Below are 24,043 nucleotides of genomic sequence, written 5' to 3' on the forward strand. Positions count from 1 at the left end.
CGAAGGCTGGGGGATTTGCATGATCACGAACAAGGGGTTGAGTTACCCGGCCAGGTGGCTCCAGCGGTCGTCGAGCTCCGCCCACGTGCCCTGCGCCACCGCCCGGCCGTTGATCATGACGACCACCCGGTCGGCACGTTCCAGGGCCGCCCGCTTCGACGTCGAGCCCACCACCGTCACGCCGTGCTCGCGCAGGGCATTCCAGAGGTCTAGCTCGGTGCCGACGTCGAGGGCCGAGGACACGTCGTCGGCCACCAGCAGTTCGGTGCGCGGGGCCAGCGCCCGGGCCAGGGCCAGGCGCTGCAGCTGACCACCGGACAGGCGGGAGCCCTTGTGCCCGATCATCAGCCCGAGTCCGGAACCGGACTCGGCCAGGTCGCGCTCCAGCTGGGCCGCGGCCACGGCGGTGTGCAGGTCCACGTCGTGCCCGAGCGAGATGTTGTCGGCGATCGTGCCCGACAGCACGCGCGGCACCTGGCCGACATAGCCCACCTGGTTCGGGCGCAGGAACCGCTCCGGCTCGGTGACCTCCGTACCGTTCCAGGCCAGGGACCCCGAGTGATGGACGATCCCGGCCAGGGCCCGCAGCAGTGACGACTTGCCCGCCCCGACCGGTCCGACCACCAGCACCAGCTCACCGCGCCGCACCGTGAGGTCCACGTCGCGGGCACCGAGCATGCCGTCCTCGTGCACGGCGGTGAAACCGGTCAGGGTCAGCTCGCGCAGCGGCTCGCGGCCGGGCAGCACCGGCGCCGGGGCGGTGCCGGCCGCCACATCCACTTCGGGCAGCTCGGCCGAGTAGTTGCCCTCACCGATCATCGCGTGGGTGCGCCGGGTCCAGACCCGGGCCGAGGGCAGCTGCGACACGAACGAGGCCGTGGTCCAGGCGAACCACCGCGCCGAGCCCAGCGTGGAGACCGCGATCAGCACGGCCGCCGAGCTGAGACCACCGTTCAGGTACAGCGCCCAGGCCCCGATCGGCAGCAGGCCGGCGGTCAGCGCCGGGGTGGACCGCGACCAGACCTGGATCATGATCTCCTCGCGCTGCCGCTCGCTGCGCACCTGGTCGAGCCCGGCCAGGTGCGACAGCACGGGCTGGGTGGCGCCACTCAGCTTCACCGTGCGGGCCGCCGACAGCGACGACACCAGCGCGGTGGCGAAGGAGGCCCGGGCCGCGACCGTGCGGGCCGCCGCCTTCTCCAGCTTCGGGCCGAACCCGGTGGCCACGATCCCCGACAGCACCATCGTGGCCGCGAAGAACAGGGCGGGCACGATCGAGCCGGAGATCGCCGTCATGGTGACCATGACGACCACGGCGGTGACGTTGTCCACCACGTTGTCGGCGAGCTGCACGACCCGCTCGGTGTCGCCGGACTGCGCGATTACCGCGGCGGGGGTGTGATTGCTGACCCGCCGGTCACCGGTCTGGCCGTGCGTGAGCCGCAGGTTGATGCGCAGCGTCTGACGCACCCACCACTCCGGGAACCAGCGGTCGGTGAACCACGGCAGCGGGGCGGTGAGGAGCAGCGCGGTGACGATGCCGGCCGACGGCCAGAACAGGCTGCCCGATCCGTCCACCAGGTCGGCCCACAGCCACGGCAGCACCGAGCCGTCCAGCCCGAGCAGGATCAGCACCATGAAGACGCCGACCGCGGCGACCCCGTACCGGGCGTCGTTGCGCACCAGCTGGAAGATCTCGCGCACGGTGGAACCACCGGTGGCCTCGACGACCTTCGGCGGTTCGGCCCGGCCCGGCGGCTCCGACGCCACCGGCACCGGTGGGACCGGGGCCGGTGGGACCGGGGCCGGTGGGACCGGGGCCACCACGACGTCCTCCAGCAGTTCGCCCTCGACCGACCGCTGCTGCGGGAGGTGAGTACTGACACCGGCCAGCGCCGGCGAGCGCAGCTGGCCGCTCTCGACCAGCCGGGCGAACCGCTGCGACTGGGCCAGTGGACCGGCCTCGAGCACGCGGCCGCTGTCGAGCACCACCACCTCGTCGCAGTCCGCCACCGACGACAGCCGGTGCGCGATCACGATGCCGATGCGCCCCTCCAGCAGCCGGGCCGAGGCGCGTTGAACCTGGTGCTCGGTGACCGGGTCCATCCGCGCGGTGGCTTCGTCGAGGATCACCAGGTGCGGGTCACGCACCAGGATCCGGCCGAACGCGACCAGCTGCTCCTGCCCCGCCGAGAGCACGTAGCCGCCCTCACCGAGCCGGGTGTCCAGACCGTCGGGCAGGCCCTCCACCCAGGCGCCGAGCCCGAGTTCGTCCATCACCCGGCCGGCCGAGCCGGTCAGCTCCGGGTCGAACAGGGCAATGTTCTCGGCCAGGGTTCCGGCCAGGATCTCGGTGCGCTGCGGCACCACGGCCACCCAGCGGCGCAGCAGTTCCAGATCGACCTGGTTCAGGTCGGCTCCCCCCAGGTCGACCGTGCCGTCGGGCACGTCGACCGAGCGGGTGAGCACCTTGGCCAGCGTGGACTTGCCCGAACCGGTGCGCCCGATCAGCGCGTACGAGCGGCCGGGCACGAAGGTCAGCGAGACGTCGTGCAGCACGGCGCCCCGATCCGACTCCCCCGGGTAGGCGAAAGTCAGGTTCCGGATGCACAGTTCACCCTCGGTCGGAGCCTCACCGCCGGTCGGCTCGACCTGCGAGGCCGACAGCATCTGCACCCGGCCCCAGGCCCCGAGCCCTTGCTGCAGGTGCGGCACCATCCGGCTGATGTGGTCGACCGTCGCCCCGAAAGCCAGCGCCAGAAGCCAGGTCGAAGTCAGCCGGGCGGCGTCGAGGTGCCCTGCCTGCAGGGCCCAGATACCGCCCACCACGACCACCGCGATCGAGGAGCGCACAATGGTGGACGCGACAACTGACAGTTTCGCGCTCAGTCGCCACACGACCCGTCCCCGGCTCAGGACCTGGCTCGACCGGTCGGCGAAAAGCCGTACCACGTAGGGCCGCGCCAGCGTGGTGCGGACGTCGTCCTGGCCGTGGATCGACTCTTCCATCACCGCGGCCAGATCCGACCATGCCTCCTCCTCGCTCATCCGGGCCGGATTGATGCGCCGGATCGGGCGGGACAGGCCCTTCACCGTGAGGGCGACCACCAGCAGCATGCCGACACCGGCCGGCCACCAGACGAACAACGCCGTGATGACGGAAACCGTTGCCACCGCGAGCTGTTGAAAGATGCGCAGACCGCTGTTCCGGATCTCGCTGCCGACCTGGTAGATGTCCTGGTCAATACGGTCGAGCAACTCACCGACCGGCGTGCCCTCCAGCGCCGGCAACGGCTGGGAGAAGGCGACCGCACACAGACGGCGGCGCAGGTCGGCCGACCAGTCGGCGGTCAGCCGGGCGGCGACGATGTTCACGGCCAGATCGCCCAGCACGTAGAGCGAGAGACCGGCGGCCAACAGGACGAACAACGACCAGGAGCGCTCGAGCAGCACCGGTCCGGCCAGCGCCGCGGCGGCGGCCTGGCCCGCGCCCCCGAACGCCACGAGCACCATCACCAGGGCGCATTGTCGTGGCGAGGTCTGCCAGAGGTCTCGGAGCAGGCGCATGGCAGAAAAATCCTTCGGGAGGCGGGGGCGGCCTCCCCACATTGCCGTCAGATGCGCCCTGAACTCAATGTATTTTCCTAGCCGCGGACCGACCGCCGGGTGATTTCAGTGACCGGCACCGCGTTCGGGTGCACCGTCAGGGCGCGTCTGACGTGGGAGCGAGGAGATTCGCTGCTCCAGATCGATACTGATCGCGCTCATCGAGGCCACGGTGATGGTCGGCGTTCCCGTGCTCCCGTTGTCCGTCATGCGGGTGAACCTATGACCCCGGAACGGGCCGCGCCTCCCGGCGACACGGACATCCCGGCGGCCCACCGCGAAAATCCGCCGTACAGACCGTTCGGGCCGCCGGAACGGCCGAGTCGTCACCCCTTCCGGCGGGCAGCCGCCAGCGCGGAGAACTCCTGCACGGTGAGGCGCTCACCCCGGGTCTTCGGGTCGATACCGGCCTGGCGCAGAGCCGCCTCGGCGGCGTCGGCCGATCCGGCCCAGCCCGCCAGGGCCGCACGCAGGGTCTTGCGGCGCTGGGCGAAGGCGGCGTCGACGCAGGCGAACACCTCTTCCCGGGTGGCGCTCGTCTCCGGGTGCGGGCGGGCCGTGAACTGCACCAGCCCTGACTCCACGTTCGGCACCGGCCAGAACACCTGCCGCGGCACCGCCCCGGCCCGTCGCACATCGGCGTACCAGGCGGCCTTCACCGAGGGCACGCCGTAGGTCTTGTCGCCAGGACGGGCCGCGAGCCGGTCGGCGACCTCGGCCTGCACCATCACCAGGCCACTGGCGAGGGTCGAGACCCGCTCCAGCAGGGTCAGCAGCACCGGTACCGCCACGTTGTACGGCAGGTTCGCCACCACGGCGGTGGGTGTGCGGCCCCCGACCTCCAGCTGCTGCGCCTGCACCAGCAGCGCGTCGGAGAGCACGACGCTGAACCGCTCCGCCGCCTCCGGGGCCCGGGTGGCGATCGTGGCCGGCAACTCGGCCGCCAGCTTGGGGTCGATCTCCACCGCGACCACGTGGGCACCCGTCTCCAGCAGCGCCAGCGTCAGCGAGCCGAGCCCGGGACCGATCTCGGTGACCAGGTCGCCCGCACCCACACCGGCGAGCCGGGCGATGCGGCGCACGGTGTTGGCGTCGACCACGAAGTTCTGCCCGAGCTGTTTGGTCGGGCGGACGTCGAGCCGTCCGGCCAGCTGACGGATGTCGGCGGGGCCGAGCAGAGACATAGACACAACGGGCGACCCTAACAGCCCCCTGTTCGTGATCATGCAAAGTGTCCCCGGAGTTCTAGAACTGTACCGCCGAGAGTTCTAGAACGCCGGGGAAGGTTTCCATGATCACGAGCAGGGACGCGCAGCACACGGCGAAGGGGCCGGCCCACCATCGGTGGACCGGCCCCTTCGGTCGTTCTGGTTACAGGTTCTTGCCGCAGACCGGCCACTGACCGGCCCCGGACTGCTGGTAGAGCAGCTTCGCCCGGTAGGTCTGCTCCGAGGAGCTGGCGTCGGCCGGGTTGCCCGAGCCACCCATCGCGGCCCAGGTGCTGGTGCTGAACTGGTAGAGCCCGTAGTAGCCAGCCGGGTTCACGGCCTTCGGGTTGCCGCCGGACTCGCACTCGGCCAGCGCGGCCCAGTTCAGCGAGTCGACGCCGCCACCGACACTGCCGCCGGAGGAGCTACCGCCCGACGAGCTGGACGACGCGGCGGGCTTCTCCTTGGTACCGACCTGCACCACCTCGGTCACCGGCTTGCGGGTCACCTTGGTGTCGACGAGCTTGCGCTTGGTGATCTTCCCGTCGGTGCGGGTGATCTGCCAGACGGCCTTCTGCACGCCGTCCTTGCCCTGCGTGACGACCTTCGACTCGCCCTCGTAGAGCTTGCTCGTCGAGGTCTTCTTCGTCGCGTGGTCGATCGCCGAGGTCTTGGTGACCTTCTTCTGGGTGACGCGGGCGATCTTCACCGTCAGGCCGTCGCGCAGCGGGGTGCTGGGCACCTGGCTCAGCTTGTCCAGGCCGCCGACCTTCACCTTCTCGTCGGTGAGGAGCTCGGAGACCGTCACGGCGGTGGTGGTGATCTTGTCCTTGTCGCCGTCAGCCACCAGCGTGACCGACTTCGGTGTGCTGAGCGACATCGTCATCCCGGCCCGGTCGATGCGGGACGAGCGCGAGGCGGAGAGCTCGGCGCCGTCGCTGCGCACCCCGAGGGCCAGCAACGCCTTGTCCACCGAGAGCTCGGTGGTCCAGAAGGTGCGCTCGGTGCCGTCGACCGTGAGGTTCAGGGGCCTGGCGTAACGGACGACCACGGTGTCGCCCTCACCGATCGAGGTGTCGACGGCGGGGGCGACCAGGTCACGATCGCCGACGGAGATGTCCTCGTCGGCGAGGAAGTCCGAGACGCTGGAGGCGAAGGAGTGGACCTCGGTCGTCTGACCGTCCACGGAGAGGGTGATCGTCTTGTTCGCCTGGGAGTACCAGACGCTGCCGCCGACGGCTACGGCGAGGACTGCTGCCTGCGCGATGAAGCGCGCGGGTCTGCTGTGGACGAGCGAGCGCACGATGCTCCAAGCCTTGTTCTCCCCGGGCACGGCACGGCGGAAATCATCGCCGACGGTGACCGCCTGCGTCCTCGGACCACCCTTGCGAGGGCCTCGGGATTCCGCCGGGAGGGAACCGACCCCGGCTGTCGACCGCATACCGTAATCGAACCGAGACCGAATCCCAAGCCGAACCACAGCCTCCGGACCGGGGAACGCATCCGGTCAGACCGGATCAACGCAGGTCAGGATGGCTCCTACGAGTCCGGTCGGTTGCCGAAAATTGCTGGCCTTCAACCGTTTCGATACCCCCCAAAATTGTGACACCGCGAAGTGTCGAAAACTCCACCGTAGGGCGGTACGGGTGGGGTATCGCGGCAGTGCGGGAGGGGGGTGACAACGTGTCATCGGAGGCCTTGAACCGGGCTCCGATCACCCCGTGTCACCTAGCTACTCACCAGCCACTCACTAGCTCCTCACTAGCTACCAGGGGCCGTAGACCGCCTCGCTGGTCGCCGAAAGCGCCGCGCACATCTCGTCCAGGCCGAGCCCGAGTTCCGCCGCCATGGCCCGCACCGTCAGCGGCACCAGGTAACTCGCGTTGGTGCGGCCCCGGTACGGCATCGGGGTCAGGTAGGGCGCATCGGTCTCGACCATCACCCGCTCCAGAGGCACCACGGCGAGCGCTTCCCTCAGGGGGGCGGCATTCTTGAAGGTCACGGTGCCGGCGAACGACAGGTACCAGCCGCGATCGGCGGCCAGTCGGGCCATCTCGGCGTCGCCGGAATAGCAGTGGAACACCGTCTTCTCCGGCGCCCCCTCGGAGTCGAGCACCCGGATCACGTCGTCGTGGGCGTCGCGATCGTGGATCTGTAGCGCTTTGCCCAGCCGCTTGGCCAGGTCGATGTGCCGGCGGAACGAGTCCTCCTGGGCAGCCTTCCCGGCGTCGTCGGTGACCCAGTAGTGATCAAGCCCGGTCTCTCCGATCACCCGGATCCGGGGGTGCTCGGCAAGCTTCTCGATCTCTTCGAAAGCACCGTCGAGTTCTTGTGCCGCAGCATGTTTCGATGCCTCGGTGGGATGCAGAGCGACGCCACCGAGCAGCTCCGGGAACCGGTCCACGGCCTGCACGGTCCAGCGCGCGGCCGGAAGGTCGCAGCCAATCTGCACCATTCGCGTCACGTTGACCGAGACTGCCTGTGCGATCAGGGTTTTCACAGCCTCGTCGGCGGCCAGCGAACCCACGCCGGTTCCTCGTACGTGGTCGAGGTGTGTGTGGTTGTCCACCACGGGCAACGGGAGCGCCTCGGGCAGCGGTACGGGTCCGTCGTCCTTCTTCTTACTCATCAAACTCACCATGGAGGCCTCCCGGCCCTAACGGGCCGGGAGGTGCCCCCAGCCGGGGGCCGGCAGCGTCCTCCATTTGCTCCTTACTTGTCCTTGTCGGCCAGGCGGGCGAGCTCTTCCTCGATGACCGACTCGTCGAGCTTGCGGAAGATCGGCGAGGGCGCCGGGACCGGGGTGCCCGGCACGATCGGCGCCGACTCCCAGGCCGCCACCGTCTCGCCGAGCGTGTAGTTGCCCATCAGCACCGGATAGCCCGGGCCACCGTCGAGGTCGTCGACCTCGCGGATCTCGGGCAGCGGCGAGACCGTGCCGGTGCCACCGAAGGCCTCGAACACCAGCTGCGAGCTGTGCGGCAGGAACGGGGACAGCAGCACCCGGCAGTCGTTGATCGCCTGCGCGGCCACGTGCAGCACCGTCTTCATGCGCTCGAAGTCGGTCTTCTTCAGCTTCCAGGGCTCGGTGTCGGAGAGGTACTTGTTGACCTCGCCCACCACGCGCATCGCCTCGGCCAGGGCAGCCTTCTGCTTGTGCGAGGCGAGCAGCTCGCCGACCGCGCCGAAACCGGCCTTCGTGGTCTCGAGAACGGCCAGATCGATCGACTGGAGCTCACCGGCCTCCGGGATCTCGCCCAGGTTCTTGTTGATGAGCGACGCCGTGCGGTTGACCAGGTTGCCCCAGCCCGCGACCAGCTCGTCGTTGGTGCGGCGGACGAACTCGGCCCAGGTGAAGTCGGTGTCCTGGTTCTCCGGCCCGGCCGCGCAGATGAAGTAGCGCAGCGCGTCGGGCTGGTAGCGGCTCAGTATGTCGCGCACGTAGATGACCACGCCGCGGCTGGAGGAGAACTGCTTGCCCTCCATCGTCAGGAACTCGCTGCTGACGACCTCGGTGGGCAGGTTCAGCTCACCGTACGGACCCGGCTGACCGCCCTTGGCGCCCTTACCCGCATAGGCCAGCAGCTCGGCCGGCCAGATCTGCGAGTGGAAGGTGATGTTGTCCTTCCCCATGAAGTAGTTGGAGACGGCTTCGGAGTCGTTCCACCACTTGCGCCACTGCTCCGGGTCGTCGGTGCGGCGGGCCCACTCGATCGAGGCCGAGAGGTAACCGACCACCGCGTCGAACCAGACGTAGAGACGCTTGTGCGAGTTCTCCTCCCAGCCGGGGAGGGGAACCGGGATGCCCCAGTCGATGTCCCGCGTCATCGCCCGCGGCTTCAGGTCGTCCAGCAGGTTCAGCGAGAACTTGAGGACGTTCGGGCGCCAGTCGGTGCGCGTGCGCAGCCACTCGCCGAGGGCGTCGGCGAGCGCGGGCAGGTCGAGGAAGAAGTGCGTGGTCTCGACGAACTTCGGGGTCTCGCCGTTGACCTTGCTCTTGGGGTTGATCAGGTCGGCCGGGTCGAGCTGGTTGCCGCAGTTGTCGCACTGGTCGCCGCGGGCGTTCTCGTAGCCACAGATCGGGCAGGTGCCCTCGATGTAGCGGTCGGGCAGGGTGCGGCCGGTGGACGGTGAGACCGCCCCGGTCGTGGTCTGCTCGATCATGTAGCCGTTGGCGTAGTCGGTGCGGAACAGCTCCTGGGCCACGGTGTAGTGGTTGACCGTGGTGGTGCGGGTGAACAGGTCGTAGGACAGGCCGAGGGCGTGCAGGTCTTCGACGATCATGCGGTTGTAGCGGTCGGCCAGCTCGCGCGGCGACACGCCTTCCTGTTCCGCCTGCACCAGGATCGGCGTGCCGTGCTCGTCGGTGCCGCTCACCATGAGCACGTCGTGACCGGCCATTCGCATGTAGCGGCTGTAGACGTCGGAGGGCACGCCGAAGCCGGCGACATGGCCGATGTGACGAGGGCCGTTGGCATAAGGCCAAGCGACCGCGGTGAGGATCCTGGTCATACCCCGAATCTTTCCACGTCTCGCAACTCGTCATGACGCTCGGGCTCCGGACAGCGCTGCCTGTAGGCGGCGGGCCTCGGCGCGGACCCGGCTGGTGCTGCGCCGCCCGGCCACATCGTCCAGGCCGGGGACCTCGCCGGTGGCTCCGCAGGACTGGGCCGCCTCCACGGCCAGAGCGAGCAGGTCGGCGAACCGGGCCAGTGGTTCGGCCTGGGCCCGGGGCAGGCAGAGCGGCAGAGCCGCGGCCAGGATCGGCCACAGCGTGGCCCAGCCTCCGGCCTGGCCCACCCCGCGCAGGGTCTCCACCACCCGGTTCAGCTTGACGTTGCGGCCGGCGACGAGCCGGCCGAGGGTTTCGCCGAACGCCACCGGATCGAGCTCACCGCGGCCGATCGTGGTGATGAGCGCCTCGGAGGTACCGGCCCGGTCCTCGGCCTCGGGCAGGTCCAGCCCGTAGCCGTACAGCAGCAGGGTGGCCGGGCCGATCGGGCCGGCCACTTCCGCGTGGGCACGCAGGACGTCTCCGCCCCCGCGTTTCAGGCCGGGAACCTCCCGCACCAGGTGGGCCGCCATGACGTCACGGTCGAAGGGCAGGATCGTGGGCCAGTAGGTCAGCCATGAGCAGGGGCGTTGGTAGCCCACCGGTCCCGGCATGGCCAATCGCCAGAGGTGATTCCACGGTTCCGGCAGGTCGAGCACGGGGGCCGGGGTGAGCGTGACCACCGGGCTGGACGTCATCGTCGGTACCTGGGGCTCTCGGCCGTACAGATAGGCGTACGGCGGCTGGTCGACCGGACGGAACCAGTTCTCCAGACGCACCTTCGCCCCCGCCGACCCCAGCCCGATCAGGCGCTCGGCGGCCTCCGGGCCCGCGACCCGCCGGACCACCTCCAGCACGCGGCCCCGGTCGCCGGGGCGCACCCGCAGCCAGGCCTGACCCAGATCGTCCGGCCACGGCCGGCACCCGGCCTCCTCGAGCAGTTGCAGGCGACGTACCAGTTCATCGGCCTCGAGCACGCCGTCGACCGTGGTCGGCGTGGCCAGCAGGACGGGGACGGGCGCCCACCACATTCCGGAGGCGGCCTCGCTGATCCGGCGGAACAGGATCACCTCGGCCTTCACCGAACCCACCGGTCGGGCGGGCCGGTCTTCGGGCGCCCCGAGCTGGGGGTTGAACACGGTGCCCAGGAGCTCGGGCCCCAGGGACCTGGTGCGCGGGAGTGCGGGTTCCAGGGACCTGGCGCCCGGGAGTTCGGGTTCCAGGCGCTCGGCACGGGCCCGCGCGGAGCGGACACAGTCCCAGATCGAGCCCAGGTCAGGCTCGGAGTGCGACGACCGGTGCCCGTACGAGCGGGGTGGCGGCCCCTCGGGCAACCAGGTGAGCCTGCTCAGCAACGGCTGCAGGGCCTCGTGCAGCCGCTCGGGACAGCTCCACGAGAACCGCACCAGGGCATCGAGAAGTACTTCCATATCCCGGAATTCGTTCTGGCCCCACGAGTTCTGCTGGTGCTCGTAGACGGTCAGCTTCTCGACCGTCTCCTCCGGGCCGGTGATCGGCACCAGCGCCGCCACGGGCTGCGGCCCGGGAAGTTCCGCCACGAACCCCGGCCCGGGCGCCTCGACCCCGAGCCGGCCGGCGGCCCGGGCACGCAGGTCCGGGGCGAGCGCCTCGGCGGCGAGAGCCAGTTCGGCCCGCGCCGGCCCGGTCAGATCGCTCAGGAAGGGGTCGAGCAGATCGAGCACGCGCTTCTGCAGCGCCGGATCGGGATGCCCGAGCCCCGCGGCCATGGCGAGCATCAGCGGCTCCCGCCCGGCCGAGGCTTTCATGGCCGAGCGTAGCCAGGTCAGCTGCCCCCGGAAGAGACCCTTGTCGGGCCGCACCATGATCGCCGTCGTGGTCGCGGCCAGTACGGGGCCGGGAAGCCGGCCGGCCTCGTCGAGGGCTCGCAAGCGCTGCTGGGCCACGGTGGCCACGTTCGCCGGGGCCCCCGCGACCAGACTGAGATACTGACCGGTGCGGGCGGCGATCTCGTCTGCGGTGGGAGCGATCTCGTCGTGCAGCAGCATCAGGCCGTGCAGATCGATCTTGCGGTCGGTGGTCTGCAGCGCCCCGATGCAGGCGTCGAGCAGGTCGGCCCGCGGGATCAGCCCTTCCGTGGCCAGCTGGGTCAGGGCCTGCCGCAGGCCGGAATGGTCGAGCCGGCGGCCGGCGTCGCGTACCGCCAGCGCTCTCAACGCCAGGACCGACCAGGCCGGGCGGGCCCGCACATCGGCGAGCACTCTCTGCGGGTCGGTCAGCCAGAGCAGCGAGAAGACCGCCGGAGTGGGCGGTTCGCCGGGGCAGCGCCGGGCGAGTTCGAGGGCCAGGTGGAAGAACCACGCGCGGCTCCAGACGTCACCGGCCCGCACCCGGCCCGCCAGGTCCGCGGCCAGTTTCGGCCGGCCGACAAGCCCCCGGGCCTCGAGGACCTTGACGAGCCGCGCGGTCAAGCCGTCCGGCTCGTCGCGATGGCTCAGACCCCAGCCGGCCCGCTCGTTCAACACCTCGATCCGCCGCAGCACGCCGGGCAGCTTCGAGGCGATGACCGTACCCGCCGCCGCGATCGCCACTGCCGCCGTCAGGCCGTCCGGCCCCTTGCGGGCGGTCTTCAGGTACTCGGCGAACTCGTTGCCGTCTTCCCACCAGCGCGCGGCCGCACGGACGAGAACCGTGACCTGCGGAGCCAGCTCGCGCCGCTGCGCGTCGGTCAGCCCGAGCACCAGCTTCGTGGTGGCCTCGACGCCCTCCCCGTGCATGACCATGAGCAGGTGTTCCCCGTCGGCTGTCTTCTCCGTCGCCATGGTTCAGGCCTCCTCTCGCACCGACTGGTCAACGGCCAGAACGTGTTTGCACGGTCCTCGACCGCCCTGGTGCTTCGCGTGCCAGGGACAGGTGCAGGTGCGCCGGCCGTCGGTCAGCCGCACCCGATGCCGGTGGTCACCACTGCTGACGAGGGCCACCACGTCTCCGGGCCGGTTCCGCTCCACCGTCACCGCGCCGGCCGCGATCAGGGCCCGGGCCGCCCCGTGGCGTGGGTTCAGCCGGTCCACCACGTCACCGGCGAACGGCAGCTCCCGGTGGAAGGACGCCGTCTCGGCGAGGTCGCGACCGATCTGCCCCGCCGCCCCGAGCCGGACCAGGGCATCCCTCACCCGGGCCGGGGTGAGCCCGGAACCCTCGGCCAGGGAATCGATGTCGATGCGCGGCTCGAAGGCGAGCAGCACGCTGACCAGGTCCGCGTCGTCGGCCCCGGTGCCGGTGGCCAGCGCGTCGAGCACCGCTCCTTCCCCGGAGAAGCCCCGGGTGACGTCGGGCGACAGGGTCGCCGTCAGGCGCATGCCGGGAAGCGTGAGCTCCCAGGCGCTGGCGACCGACTGACCGGAACGGTTCGCCGGTGGCCCGTAGACACGCAGGCCGGTGGCGAAGCGCAGCAGGGGCAACAGCGCGGCGAGACGCTGCGGGCCCGGCAGGCAGACCGCACCAGGCGCCGGCCCGGACACCAGACGCAGCGATCGGCCGGCCGGCACGAACCAGAGGGCGCCGCCGGGCCGCCGCTGACTCGGCAGTGAACGCAGCAGCCGGGCCGCCTCGGCTGCGGGGATCTCGGCCCGGGCGTCGAAGTCGCCGGTCAGCACGTAGATCTCACCGAAACCACGCACCCACCGCTCGGGCAGGGGCACCTTCTTCTCCACCGCCGTATCGGTCATGGTGGTGACCGTGACGTCGTCGGGCCCGACCGCCAGGTGCAGCGGACTGCCGTCGAGCACCCCGCTCAGCATGCGCCGCAGCGGCTCGTTGACGTCGACATTCGTGGTGCCGTGATCGACCACGTCACCGTCGTACCCCGCGCCCAGCACGTCGAGCCGCAGATGCACGCCGCCACAAACGGAGAACGACTCGAACCGCAGCCGCTCACCGTCGCTGGTGACCACCGGATCGCGGAATGTGGTGTCGGCGGGCTGGAAATAGCGGGTACGCGCCACCTCGGCCACCGCCAGCAGCCCGGCCGCCGCCACTCCCGGCCGTTGCAGGAACCCGGTGAAGAAACGGGGATGCGCACCGGTCCCGGAGGGACCGCGCAGCGCGGTGCCCCCGGACGTCTCCAGGCCCAGCTCACCCGGGGTGAGCGTGGACGGACGGCGATAGCTGTAGGTCTGGACCGACTCCATGATCACAACGTAGCCACGGGGTCCGACAATCTTGGCCGAACCGGTTCGGGCTACCCCAGTCCCGGCACTCCACGTTTGATCTGCCGCACCGCCTGCCCGATGCGGTGCTCGTTCTCGATCAACGCGAACCGCACGTGCCCGTCGCCGTCCGGGCCGAACCCGACGCCCGGCGACACCGCCACGTCACACTCCTGCACCAGGCGGGTGGCGAAGGCGATCGAGCCCTCGGAACGGAACTGCGCGGGGATCGGCGCCCAGAGGAACATCGTGCCCTTCGGTCGCTCGACCTCCCAGCCGATCCGGTTCAGGCCGTCGCACAGTGCGTTGCGCCGGGTCTCGTAGATCGCGTTCACCTCGGCCGGGTACTCCGACGCCTCGTTCAGGGTCACCGTGGCGGCGATCTGCACCGGCTGGAACGAGCCGTAGTCGAGGTAACTCTTGAGCTTGGCCAGAGCGGCGACCACCTCGGCATTGCCGAGCAGGAAGGCCATCCGCCAGCCGGCCATGGAGAACGACTTGGTCATCGAGTAGAGCTCGACGGCGCAGTCGAGAGCGCCCTCGCACTCCAGGATCGAGGGCGGGCGCACCCCGTCGAACCAGACGTCGGCGTAGGCGAAGTCGTGCACCAGCACCACGTCGCGGGGCCGGGCCCAGTCGACGAGCCGCTGCAGATCCCCCTTCGAGACGGTGGTGGTGGTCGGGTTGTGCGGGAAGCACAGCACCACCACGCGGGGTTTGGGCCAGCCGTACTCCCAGGCGTCCATCACCGCGTCCACGTAGTCCGTGCCGCTGGAGCCGATGGTCACCTGCCGGGCGTCGGCCCCGGCGAAGTACGGGCCCCAGATGTGGATGGGGTACGACGGGGATGGCACCAGCGCTGCATCGCCCGGTTGCAACAGCACCCACATCAGATGACTGAAGCCCTCTTTCGCACCAATGGTGGCGATCACGTTCGTCGAAGGGTCGAGCTTTACCCCGTACTGAGCGGTATACCGGTCGGCAATGGCCTCACGCAGCTTCGGGATACCCCGGCTGGAGCTGTACCGGTGGTTGCGCGAGTTGTGCGCCGCCTCGGCCAGCTTCTCCACCGCGATCTGCGGACTGGGGATGTCTGGATTACCGAAACCCAGGTCGACGATGTCTTTTCCGTCTCGTCGGGCCTGTAGTTTCAGTCCGTCGATGATGGTGAAGACGTACGGCGGCAACCCTGGGATTCTCCTGAACTCCACCACGGCAAGGGTAGTGAGGGGCGCGTCGGCGGCCTGGCAGCCAATCGCCTGATTCTGGCCCCCTGTCATCGAGAGGCCCGCGGATCCGCCAGACTGGTGTCCATGCCAACCCGGTTGACCGACCTCGTCATCGACTGCCCCGACCCCGTCTCCCTCGCCGCCTGGTGGAGTGAGGCGCTGGAGTGGCGGGTCACCAACTCGAGTGACTACGAGGCCAATGTCGAGCCCCTCGAGGGCGAGCCCGGTATCGAGCTGACCTTCGTGCCGGTGACCGATTCCAAGACCGGCTGGAACCGGGTGCACCTCGATCTGGCCAGCCGCGACGCCGCCCACCAGGCGCAGATCGTGGCGCGGCTGGAGTCGCTCGGCGCCACCCGTCTCGACGTGGCGGACGAGAGGCCCTGGGTGGTGCTCGCCGATCCGGCCGGCAACGAGTTCTGCGTGCTGGAGCACCGCGACGAGTACGACGGGCGCGGACCGGTCGCGGCGATCGTGATGAAGGTGCCCGACGTGAAGGTCGCAGGCGCGTTCTGGCAGGCGGCCGCGGCCGGGGAGCTCGAGATCACCGACGATGTGGTCGCCTCGCTCGAGCTGACCACACCCGGCCCGGTGCTGGAGTTCATCCGCGAGAACGAGCCGAAGGTCGTGAAGAACCGGATTCATCTCGACCTGCGGCCCTATGCCCCCGACGACCAGTCGGCCGAGGTCGGGCGCCTCATCGATCTGGGCGCCCGGCGGGTCGACGTGGGCCAGTCGGCCGACGTCACCTGGACCGTGCTCACCGGCCCGGACGGGAACGAGTTCTGCGTGCTCAGCCCCCGGGACTGAACCGGTGGCGCCCTCCGCCACCGAAGGGCATTCTGGCAAGAATGACCCGACTCGTGACCGAGCGCCTGACCCTGCGCCAGTGGAAAGACTCCGACCGTGACCCGTGGGCCGCGATGAACGCCGACGAGGAGGTGCTGCGCTTCTTCCCGTCCACGAAGACCCGTGAGGAGTCCGACGCCGCCGTCGACCGGTTCATCCACCACCTGAGCACCTACGGCTGGGGCCTGTGGGCCGCCGAGCTGACGGAGACCGGTGAGTTCATGGGCTTCATCGGCCTCTGGCCGATGCCCATCGGATTTCCCGCAGCCGACCTGACCGAGATCGGCTGGCGTCTCGACAAGCGTTTCTGGGGGAAGGGTTACGCACCTGAGGGCGCCCGCGCGGTGCTGCACCACGCGTTCACCGTCCTGGGCAAACCCGAGCTGGTGTCAATGACCACGGTGACCAACGCGCCGTCGCGCCGGGTGATGACGAAGATCGGCATGACCCACTCGCCCGACGATGACTTCGTCAACCCGACCTACGAGCCGGGCCACTGGCAGGGCCCCCATGTGCTCCACCGGATCACAGCCGAGCAGTACTTCAAAACAACTGTGAAATAACCATATGGACGACGCGCCGGTCAGGTGACCGACGCTGGGGCACCTCAATCTCGGGCTCTGACCGCCGCGTCGTACAACCCCCGCTTGTTCACACCCGACTGGGCCGAGACCGCGGCGACGGCCTCCTTGAGCCGCTCCCCCGCGTCCACCCGTTGCTGGACCTGCGCGACCAGGGCAGCCACATCGTCCGTTGCTGTGGGGTCGGACAGATCGACCGGCACCCTCTCGGGTGCCCCACCGACCACGATGCTGATCTCCCCGAGAACCTCGGACTCCGAGGCCCAGGCCGCGAGGTCGGCCAGCGGACCACGCTTCACCTCTTCGTAGGTCTTGGTCAGCTCCCGGCAGACCGCGGCCTGCCGGTCACCCCCGAAGGCCTCGGCCATGGAGACCAGGGTGTCGGCCGTGCGCCGCGGTGACTCGAAGAAGATCATCGTGCGGGGTTCCGCGCCCAGACCCCGGAAGGCGGTCGCCCGCTTGCCGTTCGTCCGGGGCGGGAACCCCTCGAAGCAGAACCGGTCGGTGGGCAACCCGGACAGCGCGAGTGCGGTGAGAGCGGCGGAGGGGCCGGGCAGTGCGGTCACCGGGAACCCGGCCTCCACCACGGCCTGCACCGCCTTCAGGCCCGGGTCGGACACCCCCGGCATACCCGCATCGCTCACCACCAGCACGGTGCCACCACCAGCGACCACCTCGAGCAGGGCCGTGGAACGGTAGTCCTCGTTGTGCTCGTGGTTGCTGATCACCCGCCCCTGCGGCGTGATCCCGAGAGCGGCGGCCAGCCGGCGGAACCGGCGGGTGTCCTCGGCGGCGATCAGGTCGGCGGTCTCGATCAGGCGACTCAGGCGCACCGAGGCGTCTTCCGGGTCACCGATCGGGGTGGCCGCGAGGACCAGGCGGCCGCTCACGTCAGGTCCCAGACCAGAACGCCGTCCTGCGCCACCGGTTCCTGATCGATCAGCGCGGTCACGGTGCGCCGCAACGCGTCCTGCGACGGGTCGGGGCCGAGCACGATCTTGTCGGCGCCCCAGGTCTGGAGGTCGGCCTGGGCCTGCGCCCGGTTCGCCGGGGTGATCACCGGCACATCACCCGTGTACTGCACCTCGGTGAGCAGCTGCGCGGTGGCCGGGTCGGCGGCCCCGCCGACGTAGGCCTGACCGTCCTGCGCCGGGCCGAGGTAGTAACCGCCGGGCATCTTGAACGCGTAGCCGGCGGCCGACTGCCAGCGCATCGCCGTGGGCAGGGTCGCGACAGGGTAGGGCAGCACGACCACGACCGTATCGCTGGGCAGCTGCTTGGCCTGCGTGGTGAAGTACGTCGGAACGGCGGGCGCGTCGACCACCGGCACGGCCGAGGGCAGTAGCGGCACCAGGCAGGCGAGCGACACACCGATGGCACCGACGGCCCGGGCGGTGACGGCCGTACGGCTCGACGTGCGCCCGGACGCGGTGGCCGGTTGCAGCAGGCGGTGCCGTGAACCGCTGCGCAGACCCTGCACCGCCAGGGCGAGCATCGCGCCGGCGAACACCGCGACCAGCAGGCCGAAGCGGGTGGCCAGCGACGACTCCAGCACCGGCACGCTCTGCACCAGCGCGTACGGGCCCTGGTGCTCGGTCCAGACCCCGTCGATCCAGAGCCGGCCCCCGAGCGAGAGCGCGGCCGAGACCAGCAGACCGACCGCGACGCAGCGCACCGCCAGCATGCGCCAGCCGAGCACCATCGTGATCAGGCAGACGACGATCAGGGGCCAGCCCAGGTAGGCCAGGTGCTCCTCGATACCGCCCGCGAAGTGCTTGGCCCGGTCGAGGTTCGCCTCGGTGTGCACCAGCACGCCCGAGGTCGGGGTGAAGAAGGCGGTCACGTCGGCGCCGAAGTAGTCCTTGGTGAAAGGGCTGCCGTGGTTCGCGTGCGCACCGAAGAACTGCAGGTAGAGCGGGTAGGCGGCGAACGGCAGGAACACCGCGAACGCCATCCCGAGGGTGCGGGCCAGACGCAGCGCCCCGGCCCGGACCTGGCGAGGACGGCACACGGCGGCCGTGACCATGATCAGCACCGCGCCGACGGCGGCCTGGAACAGCACCTCCTCGCCGATGAACACCTGCGCCAGCGTGACCAGACCCAGCCAGAGCCCGATGCGCAGGGGGCTGTGCTGTTCGAAGCCGCTGGTGCGGCGCTGATCGGTGCGCCAGGCCTCCACGCTCAGCGCCAGGAGGATCGGCAGGCCGGGCGCGAACGCCATGGTGATGTGCCCGGTCAGCGAGTTCACGATCGCCGGGGAGATGGCGAAGCAGACGGCGCCGATCGCGGCCGCCCCGCTGGACACCCCCGGCACCTTGCGCAGCGCCCAGTAACCGGCGGCGAAACACAGGGGCACGGCGAGCAGGTTCAGCAGGTTCAGCGTGAACAGCGAGCTGAACAGCAGACTGAACGGCGACAGCAGGAGCGCCGGCAGGATCAGTGTGGTGTTGTTCATGGCGCCGACGCCGTCGGGCCAGTTCATGTCACTGGTCAGGAACGGGTTCTCGACGTTACCGATGGCGTGCGGTGTGTGTCCGAGCCACCACGAGTAGTGCATCGCATCGGGGATGTTGCCGTCGATCACCCGGCCCGCAGGGTCACCCCACAGCCCGGCTGTCGCGGCCAGGCCGAAGCCCAGCGCGGCCAAGGCGATCAGTACCAGTGCCGGGCCGGACGGGTCTTCCCGTCGCGGCCGGGGCAACCAGACCCGCTGATCGACCGGTGTGGTCTCCGGCGACGCGCTCACTCGTGCCCGTCCTCCCAGTTCATCCGCCTGCACTGGTGAGCTGGGCGGCCGGTTGCCCAGTCTGGCAGGTGATGTCCCATCAGCCCCACCCCAGGTCTCGACAGGTCTCGACGGGTCTTCGACCGGCCTTTCCCCCGCATTCCCAGACCGTTCTCAGATCGGGCACCAAGGCGGAGGCCCTACGATGACGCGCGTGACCAGCCCAGCCGTGGCCACCCGCGCCGCGGTGCGCGAGGTTCAGCCCCCCTCGCCGATCCAGCCGCGTCCCCGTCTGACCAGGCGGGGATGGTTCGCGGTCCTGGCTGTCACCGCGTTCGGCGGCTTCATCCGCTTCTGGCACCTGGGCCGTCCCGGCACCCTGGTGTTCGACGAGACCTACTACGTCAAGCAGGGCTGGTCGATGATCCGGGCCGGCTACGAGCTGGCCTGGCAGGGCAAGGGCGAGGAGGTCGACCCGCGCTGGAACCGCGGCGACATCGACGTCTTCACCAGCAACCCCGACTTCGTCGTGCACCCACCGGTCGGCAAGTGGATGATCGGCCTGGGCGAATGGATCTTCGGCCCGACCAGCTCGTTCGGCTGGCGCTTCGCCTCCGCCCTGGTCGGCACCCTGTCGATCCTGATGATCATCCTGATCGCCCGCCGGCTCTTCGGCTCCACCCTGCTGGGCCTGACCGCCGGTCTGCTGCTGTCGATCGACGGTGAGCACTTCGTCCACAGCCGCACCGGCCTGCTCGACATCTTCGTGATGTTCTGGGCCCTGGCCGCGTTCGGCTGCGTGCTGATCGACCGGGACGCCGGTCGGCGCCGGCTGGCGTTGCGGGCGGCGGCGGAGTTCAGCGAGCGAGAACAGACGATCACCGATTCCTGGCGCTGGTGGACGGGCGTGCGCTGGTGGCGCATCGCCGCCGCGGTCTGCCTGGGCCTGTGCGCGGGCACCAAGTGGTCCGGCCTGTACTTCGCCGTGGTCTTCGGTCTCATGATCATTTTTTGGGACGCGGGTGCACGCCGGGCCGTCGGGCTGCGGCTCTGGTGGCTCGGGGCGCTGATCTGGGGCGCCCTGTCCGGCATCGCGATGGGCCTGATCGCGGGTCTCACCTACCTGGCCGCCTGGACCGGCTGGTTCCTCTCCAGCGACGGGTACGACCGCAACTGGGCCGCCGAGAACCCGGGCCAGGGCATCACGTGGCTCCCGTCGGCCCTCCGGAGCCTGGCGCACTACCACCAGCAGATGTACGAGTTCAACATCGACCTGGCCGCCTTCCACCCCTACATGGCCAACCCCTGGTCGTGGATCGTGATGGGGCGCCCCACCGCCTTCTACTACGAGGGGCCGAAGGAGGGGCAGAAAGGCTGCACGGTAGACCTCTGCTCCCAGGCCATCACGGCGCTCGGCAACCCGGTGATCTGGTGGGGCGCCACTCTCGCGATCGTGGTGCTGCTGTTCCGCTGGGCCCTGCGCCGCGACTGGCGCGCCGGAGCGGTGCTCGCCGGCCTGGTCGGCGGCTACCTGCCCTGGTTCCAGTACCAGCAGCGCACGATCTTCAACTTCTACACGATCGCCTTCACCCCGTGGGTCGTGCTCGCCCTGGTCTACGTGCTCGGGCTGATCCTCGGGCGCACCCACGACTCCTCGAGACGACGGCGCACCGGCGCCTGGATCGCCGGGTCGATCGTCATCCTCGCCGTGCTGAGCTTCTGGTTCTTCCTGCCCCTCTACACCGCCCAGGTCATCCCGCAGAGCTCGTGGAGCGACCGGATGTGGCTGCCCAGCTGGATCTAGCCCTCTTCTTGTTCGTGATCATGCACAGTGTCCCCGGACTTGCATGATCACGAACGAGGGATGCGGGGATGTTCAGGGCAGTAGGTCGGCCAGGGTCTCGATCGTCTTCACCCGCTCGGCGTGGGTGCGGTCGAACGGGGTGATCGACAGCGTGGTCACGCCCGCCTCGTGCATCGCGGCGAGTCGTTCGGCCACCCAGGAGCGCGGCCCCACCAGCGCCACGTCACGCAGCAGTTCTGCCGGCACCGCCGCCGCGGCCTCGTCCTTGTGCCCGGCCAGGTACAGCTCCTGGATGCGATCGGCCTGCTCGCCGTAGCCGTAACGGGTGGCCAGGTCGTGATAGAAGTTCTTGCCCTTCGCGCCCATTCCGCCGATGTAGAGCGCAAATTGAGGACGCGCGTGGTCGCGCAACGCTTCGGTCGCCTCTCCGATGGCGACAGGGACCGGAACCACCACGTCCAGCGCCGGCAGCGCCGGGTCACGCCTGGCCGTGCCGGCCGTGAGCGCGGAACCCCACACGTCCTGATAACCCTCGGGCCGGAAGAAGAACGGGGCCCAGCCCTCGGCCACCTCGGCGGCGAGCTCTACGTTCTTCGGGCCCATCGCCGCGATCAGGATCGGGATACGTTCCCGCACCGGGTGATTGATGAGCTTCAGAGGTTTACCGAGGCCACCTTCCCGGGGCATCCGGTAGTGCTTGCCGGCGTGCTCGAGCTTCTCACGCCGCCACACCTGACGGCAGATCTCGATGATCTCCCGGGTGCGGCCGATGGGCGCGTCGTACGCCACCCCGTGGAACCCCTCGATCACCTGCGGCCCGCTGGCTCCCAGCCCGAGGGTGAACCGGCCGCCGGAGACGTGGTCGAGCCCGGCCGCGGTCATGGCGAGCAGCGACGGCGTGCGGGTGTAGATCGGCAGGATGTTCGATGCGATCTCCAGGTCGGGCACCTTCGCGGCGATGAAGCCGAGCTGGCTCACCGCGTCGAAGCTGTACGCCTCCGCGACGTAGACGATGGACAGGCCCGCGGCCCGGTAGTCCGGCAGCTGATCGACGGTTTCGACGAAACTGCCGGAATACGGGAGTGGCATACCGATCCGCACACGTGCCTCCTGGAGCGCTCGAGGATGGCTGACGGCCCATCCTGCTCCGTGAGGCGCCCCGCCGCACGCGCCTGCATGTGATCCACGCCCCATCCCCGCGAGTAAGCAGGCGCCCAACCCTCCGTGATCATGAGAGGGTCAGGTGGGCCTCGGCCTCGATCTCGGGCAGGGATGCCACGGCCGGGGCTGTCAGGACCGGGGGCGATTGGGGCCCCCGGGGCACTTGGGGAGCTTGGGCCACTTGGGCCACCTGGGGCGGGACCAGGGCGGCGCCGATCGCGGTGAGGTCGACCCGGGGCAGCATGCGCGGTTCCTCGGCCGTGCCGATCGGCGACAGCCGCAGCATGGTCATGTCGGCCAGCGCCGACTCCAGCGATCCCTCCGGATACCCCGACCGCTTCGGCTCCGGGTCTGCCCACACGGACTTCTCGATGGCCCGCAGGGCGTGCACGACCAGGCCGACCACCTGCGCGACGCCGCCGTCGGCGGCCGTGCTGACGATCAGCACGTACGACGTCTCCAGCGGGGAGTCCGGCACGCCGAGCAGTCGGGTCAGGCGGTAGAGCGGCACCACGGTGTCGCGGTGCGTGAACAGTCCGAGCATCTTGTCGTTCCCGGACTCCAGTACCGAGTACCGCGACGGGAACTCGAGGATCTCCACGACCTGACGCAGCGGCACGGCCATCTCCCGGCCGGCCGAGAAGGTCAGGTAGGTTTCCTGGCCCGGCTGTTCGCGGGTCCAGGTGTCCTCGTCGGCGCCGGTCCGGCCCGCACGCTGCGCCGGCACCGTGTTCGCGTGCGGCGTGTTCAGCCGGGAGAGCGACTTGAGCTCGTCGTTCTCGAGCATGGCGTCCACCGCGAGGGTGAGGAAGTCGCCGTGGTTCGGCACCCGCAGCACGTTCTCGAGGTAGCGCCGGCCGGGCACCTGGATCGGCGGCAGGTTCAGCGTTTCCACCGAACCGATGTTGATCAGTTCCAGCACCCCGGAGAGCAGCATCACCACCAGCCCGTCGTGGAAGCGGATGGCCACCCCCTCGGATTCCTCGTTGCTCAGGCGCCCCAGACCGGTCAGCTCCAGCGGGTCGAACACCGGGATCTCGACGCCGTCGTAGTCGGTGACCCCCTTGCAGGAGCCATGTCTCAGCGGTGAGTTGCGGACCTGCACGCGGGGCAGGATGGTGTGCACCGAGTTGATGGAGAGCGCCAGCCGGTGATCGGCACAGCGCACGAGCAGCATCGAGTTCTGCCCGTTGCCGGCATGCAGCGCCGTGCCGGCCTCGTCACCTCCGCCGAAGAGGCCGTCGGCCCGCCCTTCCTCCTGCACCATCGGCACACCGGGTAGCGCGAACATCGCCTCGACGTCGAGAACACTGACGATGCCGCCGGTCTCGGGGCGGGTGAAGGTGTGCGAGACCAGCAGTCCCTGGCTGTCGGGTTTACCGATCCGGGTCATGGGGCCGGGAACGATGACACCGTGCACGCTGTCCACGACCAGCCCGAGCAGCTGATGGTTGCGCAGGAGCACCACGATCACCCGGCGGGACCGGTACTGCGCGGAGTCCAGTTCCTGGACCTCCCGGACGTCCTGCGCCCTGCGCTCGTGTCCGTGCATGGCCAGAATGTCGAGGACCGGGATCACCTGGCCCCGCAGGTTCATCGCCCCGAGGAGTCCGGGGGCGGTGACCGGCAGCACCTCGAGCTGGTCGGGACAGGACGTCACCTCACGCACGTCCGACAGCGGCACACCGACACACGCGTCCCCCGACTCGAAGAGACCGTAGGTGGTCGACACGGTGTCCGTGAGAAGACCCTGAGCTGCGACTGTCACCGTTCCCCCTAGCTGCTCTGCTGCGAAGCGCCGAGCAGCTCCTGGATCAGATTGCTCACCTGCGCGGAAGCGTCGACCTGGGTCTTCGTCGCGGTCACGATCATCTCGATCGACATGCTGGTCCGCGCGACACTGGAGACAATGTCCTCGAACGACTCCCCCGCCTTCTCGGAGACCTTGGCACCCTCGTCCACCCGCCGGGTCGACTCCTGCACCAACTTGGAGATCTCGCGCGCCGCGTCCGCGGAACGCTCCGCCAGCTTACGAACCTCACCGGCCACCACCGAGAACCCCAGACCGTGCTCACCCGCCCGAGCCGCCTCGATCGAGGCATTGAACGCCAGAAGATTCGTCTGATCAGCAATATCACTCA

At 69.7% G+C, this 24,043-nt stretch carries 17 protein-coding genes; 3 read left to right on the forward strand and 14 right to left on the reverse strand.

From position 1 onward, the window contains the following. Nucleotides 1-42: 42 nt before the first annotated feature. From QSK05_RS10225 to QSK05_RS10265, 9 genes are all read right to left on the reverse strand, one after another. Nucleotides 43-3,567, reverse strand: coding sequence for an ABC transporter ATP-binding protein (locus tag QSK05_RS10225; RefSeq protein WP_285596458.1), 3,525 nt, complete (start codon nt 3,565-3,567; stop codon nt 43-45). Nucleotides 3,568-3,672: 105 nt separating this feature from the next. Further along, nucleotides 3,673-3,816, reverse strand: a complete 144-nt coding sequence (locus QSK05_RS10230; RefSeq protein ID WP_285596459.1) for a hypothetical protein — start codon at nt 3,814-3,816, stop codon at nt 3,673-3,675. Between the two features lie 116 nt (nt 3,817-3,932). Further along, nucleotides 3,933-4,790 carry a 16S rRNA (adenine(1518)-N(6)/adenine(1519)-N(6))-dimethyltransferase RsmA gene (gene rsmA / locus QSK05_RS10235; protein ID WP_285596502.1) on the reverse strand — a complete coding sequence of 286 codons (858 nt, stop codon included), beginning with the start codon at nt 4,788-4,790 and terminating at the stop codon, nt 3,933-3,935. A gap of 187 nt (nt 4,791-4,977) precedes the next feature. After that, nucleotides 4,978-6,147, reverse strand: coding sequence for a resuscitation-promoting factor (locus tag QSK05_RS10240; RefSeq protein WP_285596461.1), 1,170 nt, complete (start codon nt 6,145-6,147; stop codon nt 4,978-4,980). Nucleotides 6,148-6,579: 432 nt separating this feature from the next. Beyond that, nucleotides 6,580-7,443 (reverse strand): TatD family hydrolase, encoded by an 864-nt coding sequence (locus QSK05_RS10245; RefSeq protein WP_285596463.1) that lies wholly within the window; start codon nt 7,441-7,443, stop codon nt 6,580-6,582. An 83-nt stretch (nt 7,444-7,526) separates the two neighbouring features. Then, nucleotides 7,527-9,326 (reverse strand): methionine--tRNA ligase, encoded by a 1,800-nt coding sequence (metG, locus tag QSK05_RS10250; protein WP_285596466.1) that lies wholly within the window; start codon nt 9,324-9,326, stop codon nt 7,527-7,529. A gap of 30 nt (nt 9,327-9,356) precedes the next feature. Continuing rightward, a complete protein-coding gene (locus QSK05_RS10255; RefSeq protein ID WP_285596468.1) occupies nt 9,357-12,167 on the reverse strand; it encodes a DUF6493 family protein in 2,811 nt (936 codons plus the stop codon). A gap of 3 nt (nt 12,168-12,170) precedes the next feature. Further along, a complete protein-coding gene (locus QSK05_RS10260; RefSeq protein WP_285596470.1) occupies nt 12,171-13,535 on the reverse strand; it encodes an SWIM zinc finger family protein in 1,365 nt (454 codons plus the stop codon). A 50-nt stretch (nt 13,536-13,585) separates the two neighbouring features. Further along, a complete protein-coding gene (locus tag QSK05_RS10265) occupies nt 13,586-14,740 on the reverse strand; it encodes an aminotransferase class I/II-fold pyridoxal phosphate-dependent enzyme (RefSeq protein WP_285596472.1) in 1,155 nt (384 codons plus the stop codon). 126 nt (nt 14,741-14,866) lie between these two features. Here QSK05_RS10265 and QSK05_RS10270 point away from each other — a divergent pair, with 126 nt between their 5' ends. After that, nucleotides 14,867-15,592, forward strand: a complete 726-nt coding sequence (locus QSK05_RS10270) for a VOC family protein (RefSeq protein WP_285596474.1) — start codon at nt 14,867-14,869, stop codon at nt 15,590-15,592. Nucleotides 15,593-15,633: 41 nt separating this feature from the next. Then, nucleotides 15,634-16,194, forward strand: coding sequence for a GNAT family N-acetyltransferase (locus QSK05_RS10275; protein WP_285596476.1), 561 nt, complete (start codon nt 15,634-15,636; stop codon nt 16,192-16,194). Nucleotides 16,195-16,238: 44 nt separating this feature from the next. Here the strand turns inward: QSK05_RS10275 and rsmI are convergent, their stop codons facing one another. Together rsmI and QSK05_RS10285 are read right to left on the reverse strand one after the other, a co-directional pair. Beyond that, nucleotides 16,239-17,102, reverse strand: a complete 864-nt coding sequence (gene rsmI, locus QSK05_RS10280; protein ID WP_285596479.1) for a 16S rRNA (cytidine(1402)-2'-O)-methyltransferase — start codon at nt 17,100-17,102, stop codon at nt 16,239-16,241. Further along, the gene (locus QSK05_RS10285; protein ID WP_285596481.1) at nt 17,099-18,958 is read right to left on the reverse strand and encodes a hypothetical protein; all 1,860 of its coding nucleotides are present in this window, start codon (nt 18,956-18,958) and stop codon (nt 17,099-17,101) included. Before QSK05_RS10285 ends, rsmI begins: the two co-directional genes overlap by 4 nt. 184 nt (nt 18,959-19,142) lie before the next feature. On the opposite strand from QSK05_RS10285, the gene QSK05_RS10290 reads away from it, so the two are divergent. Beyond that, a complete protein-coding gene (locus QSK05_RS10290) occupies nt 19,143-20,741 on the forward strand; it encodes a dolichyl-phosphate-mannose--protein mannosyltransferase (RefSeq protein ID WP_502879743.1) in 1,599 nt (532 codons plus the stop codon). A gap of 72 nt (nt 20,742-20,813) precedes the next feature. Here QSK05_RS10290 and QSK05_RS10295 read toward each other — a convergent pair whose 3' ends face one another. From QSK05_RS10295 to QSK05_RS10305, 3 genes are all read right to left on the reverse strand, one after another. Further along, entirely contained in the window at nt 20,814-21,842 is a 1,029-nt protein-coding gene (locus QSK05_RS10295) for an LLM class F420-dependent oxidoreductase (protein WP_352300671.1), read from the reverse strand. A 127-nt stretch (nt 21,843-21,969) separates the two neighbouring features. Next, the gene (locus tag QSK05_RS10300) at nt 21,970-23,670 is read right to left on the reverse strand and encodes a chemotaxis protein CheW (RefSeq protein ID WP_285596488.1); all 1,701 of its coding nucleotides are present in this window, start codon (nt 23,668-23,670) and stop codon (nt 21,970-21,972) included. Between the two features lie 8 nt (nt 23,671-23,678). Further along, nucleotides 23,679-24,043, reverse strand: a 365-nt coding sequence (locus QSK05_RS10305; protein WP_285596489.1) for a methyl-accepting chemotaxis protein, incomplete at its 5' end; no start/stop codon positions are given.

The organism is Kineosporia sp. NBRC 101731 (assembly GCF_030269305.1).
GTDB lineage: Bacteria > Actinomycetota > Actinomycetes > Actinomycetales > Kineosporiaceae > Kineosporia.

Excerpts from the sequence above, each read along its gene's own strand:
- QSK05_RS10275 (WP_285596476.1), top strand. The coding sequence starts at position 15,634 with ATGACCCGACTCGTGACCGAGCGCCTGACCCTGCGCCAGTGGAAAGAC.
- QSK05_RS10270 (WP_285596474.1), top strand. The coding sequence starts at position 14,867 with ATGCCAACCCGGTTGACCGACCTCGTCATCGACTGCCCCGACCCCGTC.
- QSK05_RS10260 (WP_285596470.1), bottom strand. The coding sequence starts at position 13,535 with ATGGAGTCGGTCCAGACCTACAGCTATCGCCGTCCGTCCACGCTCACC.
- rsmA (WP_285596502.1), bottom strand. The coding sequence starts at position 4,790 with ATGTCTCTGCTCGGCCCCGCCGACATCCGTCAGCTGGCCGGACGGCTC.
- QSK05_RS10290 (WP_502879743.1), top strand. The coding sequence starts at position 19,143 with ATGACGCGCGTGACCAGCCCAGCCGTGGCCACCCGCGCCGCGGTGCGC.
- QSK05_RS10255 (WP_285596468.1), bottom strand. The coding sequence starts at position 12,167 with ATGGCGACGGAGAAGACAGCCGACGGGGAACACCTGCTCATGGTCATG.
- metG (WP_285596466.1), bottom strand. The coding sequence starts at position 9,326 with ATGACCAGGATCCTCACCGCGGTCGCTTGGCCTTATGCCAACGGCCCT.
- QSK05_RS10225 (WP_285596458.1), bottom strand. The coding sequence starts at position 3,567 with ATGCGCCTGCTCCGAGACCTCTGGCAGACCTCGCCACGACAATGCGCC.
- QSK05_RS10230 (WP_285596459.1), bottom strand. The coding sequence starts at position 3,816 with ATGACGGACAACGGGAGCACGGGAACGCCGACCATCACCGTGGCCTCG.
- QSK05_RS10245 (WP_285596463.1), bottom strand. The coding sequence starts at position 7,443 with ATGAGTAAGAAGAAGGACGACGGACCCGTACCGCTGCCCGAGGCGCTC.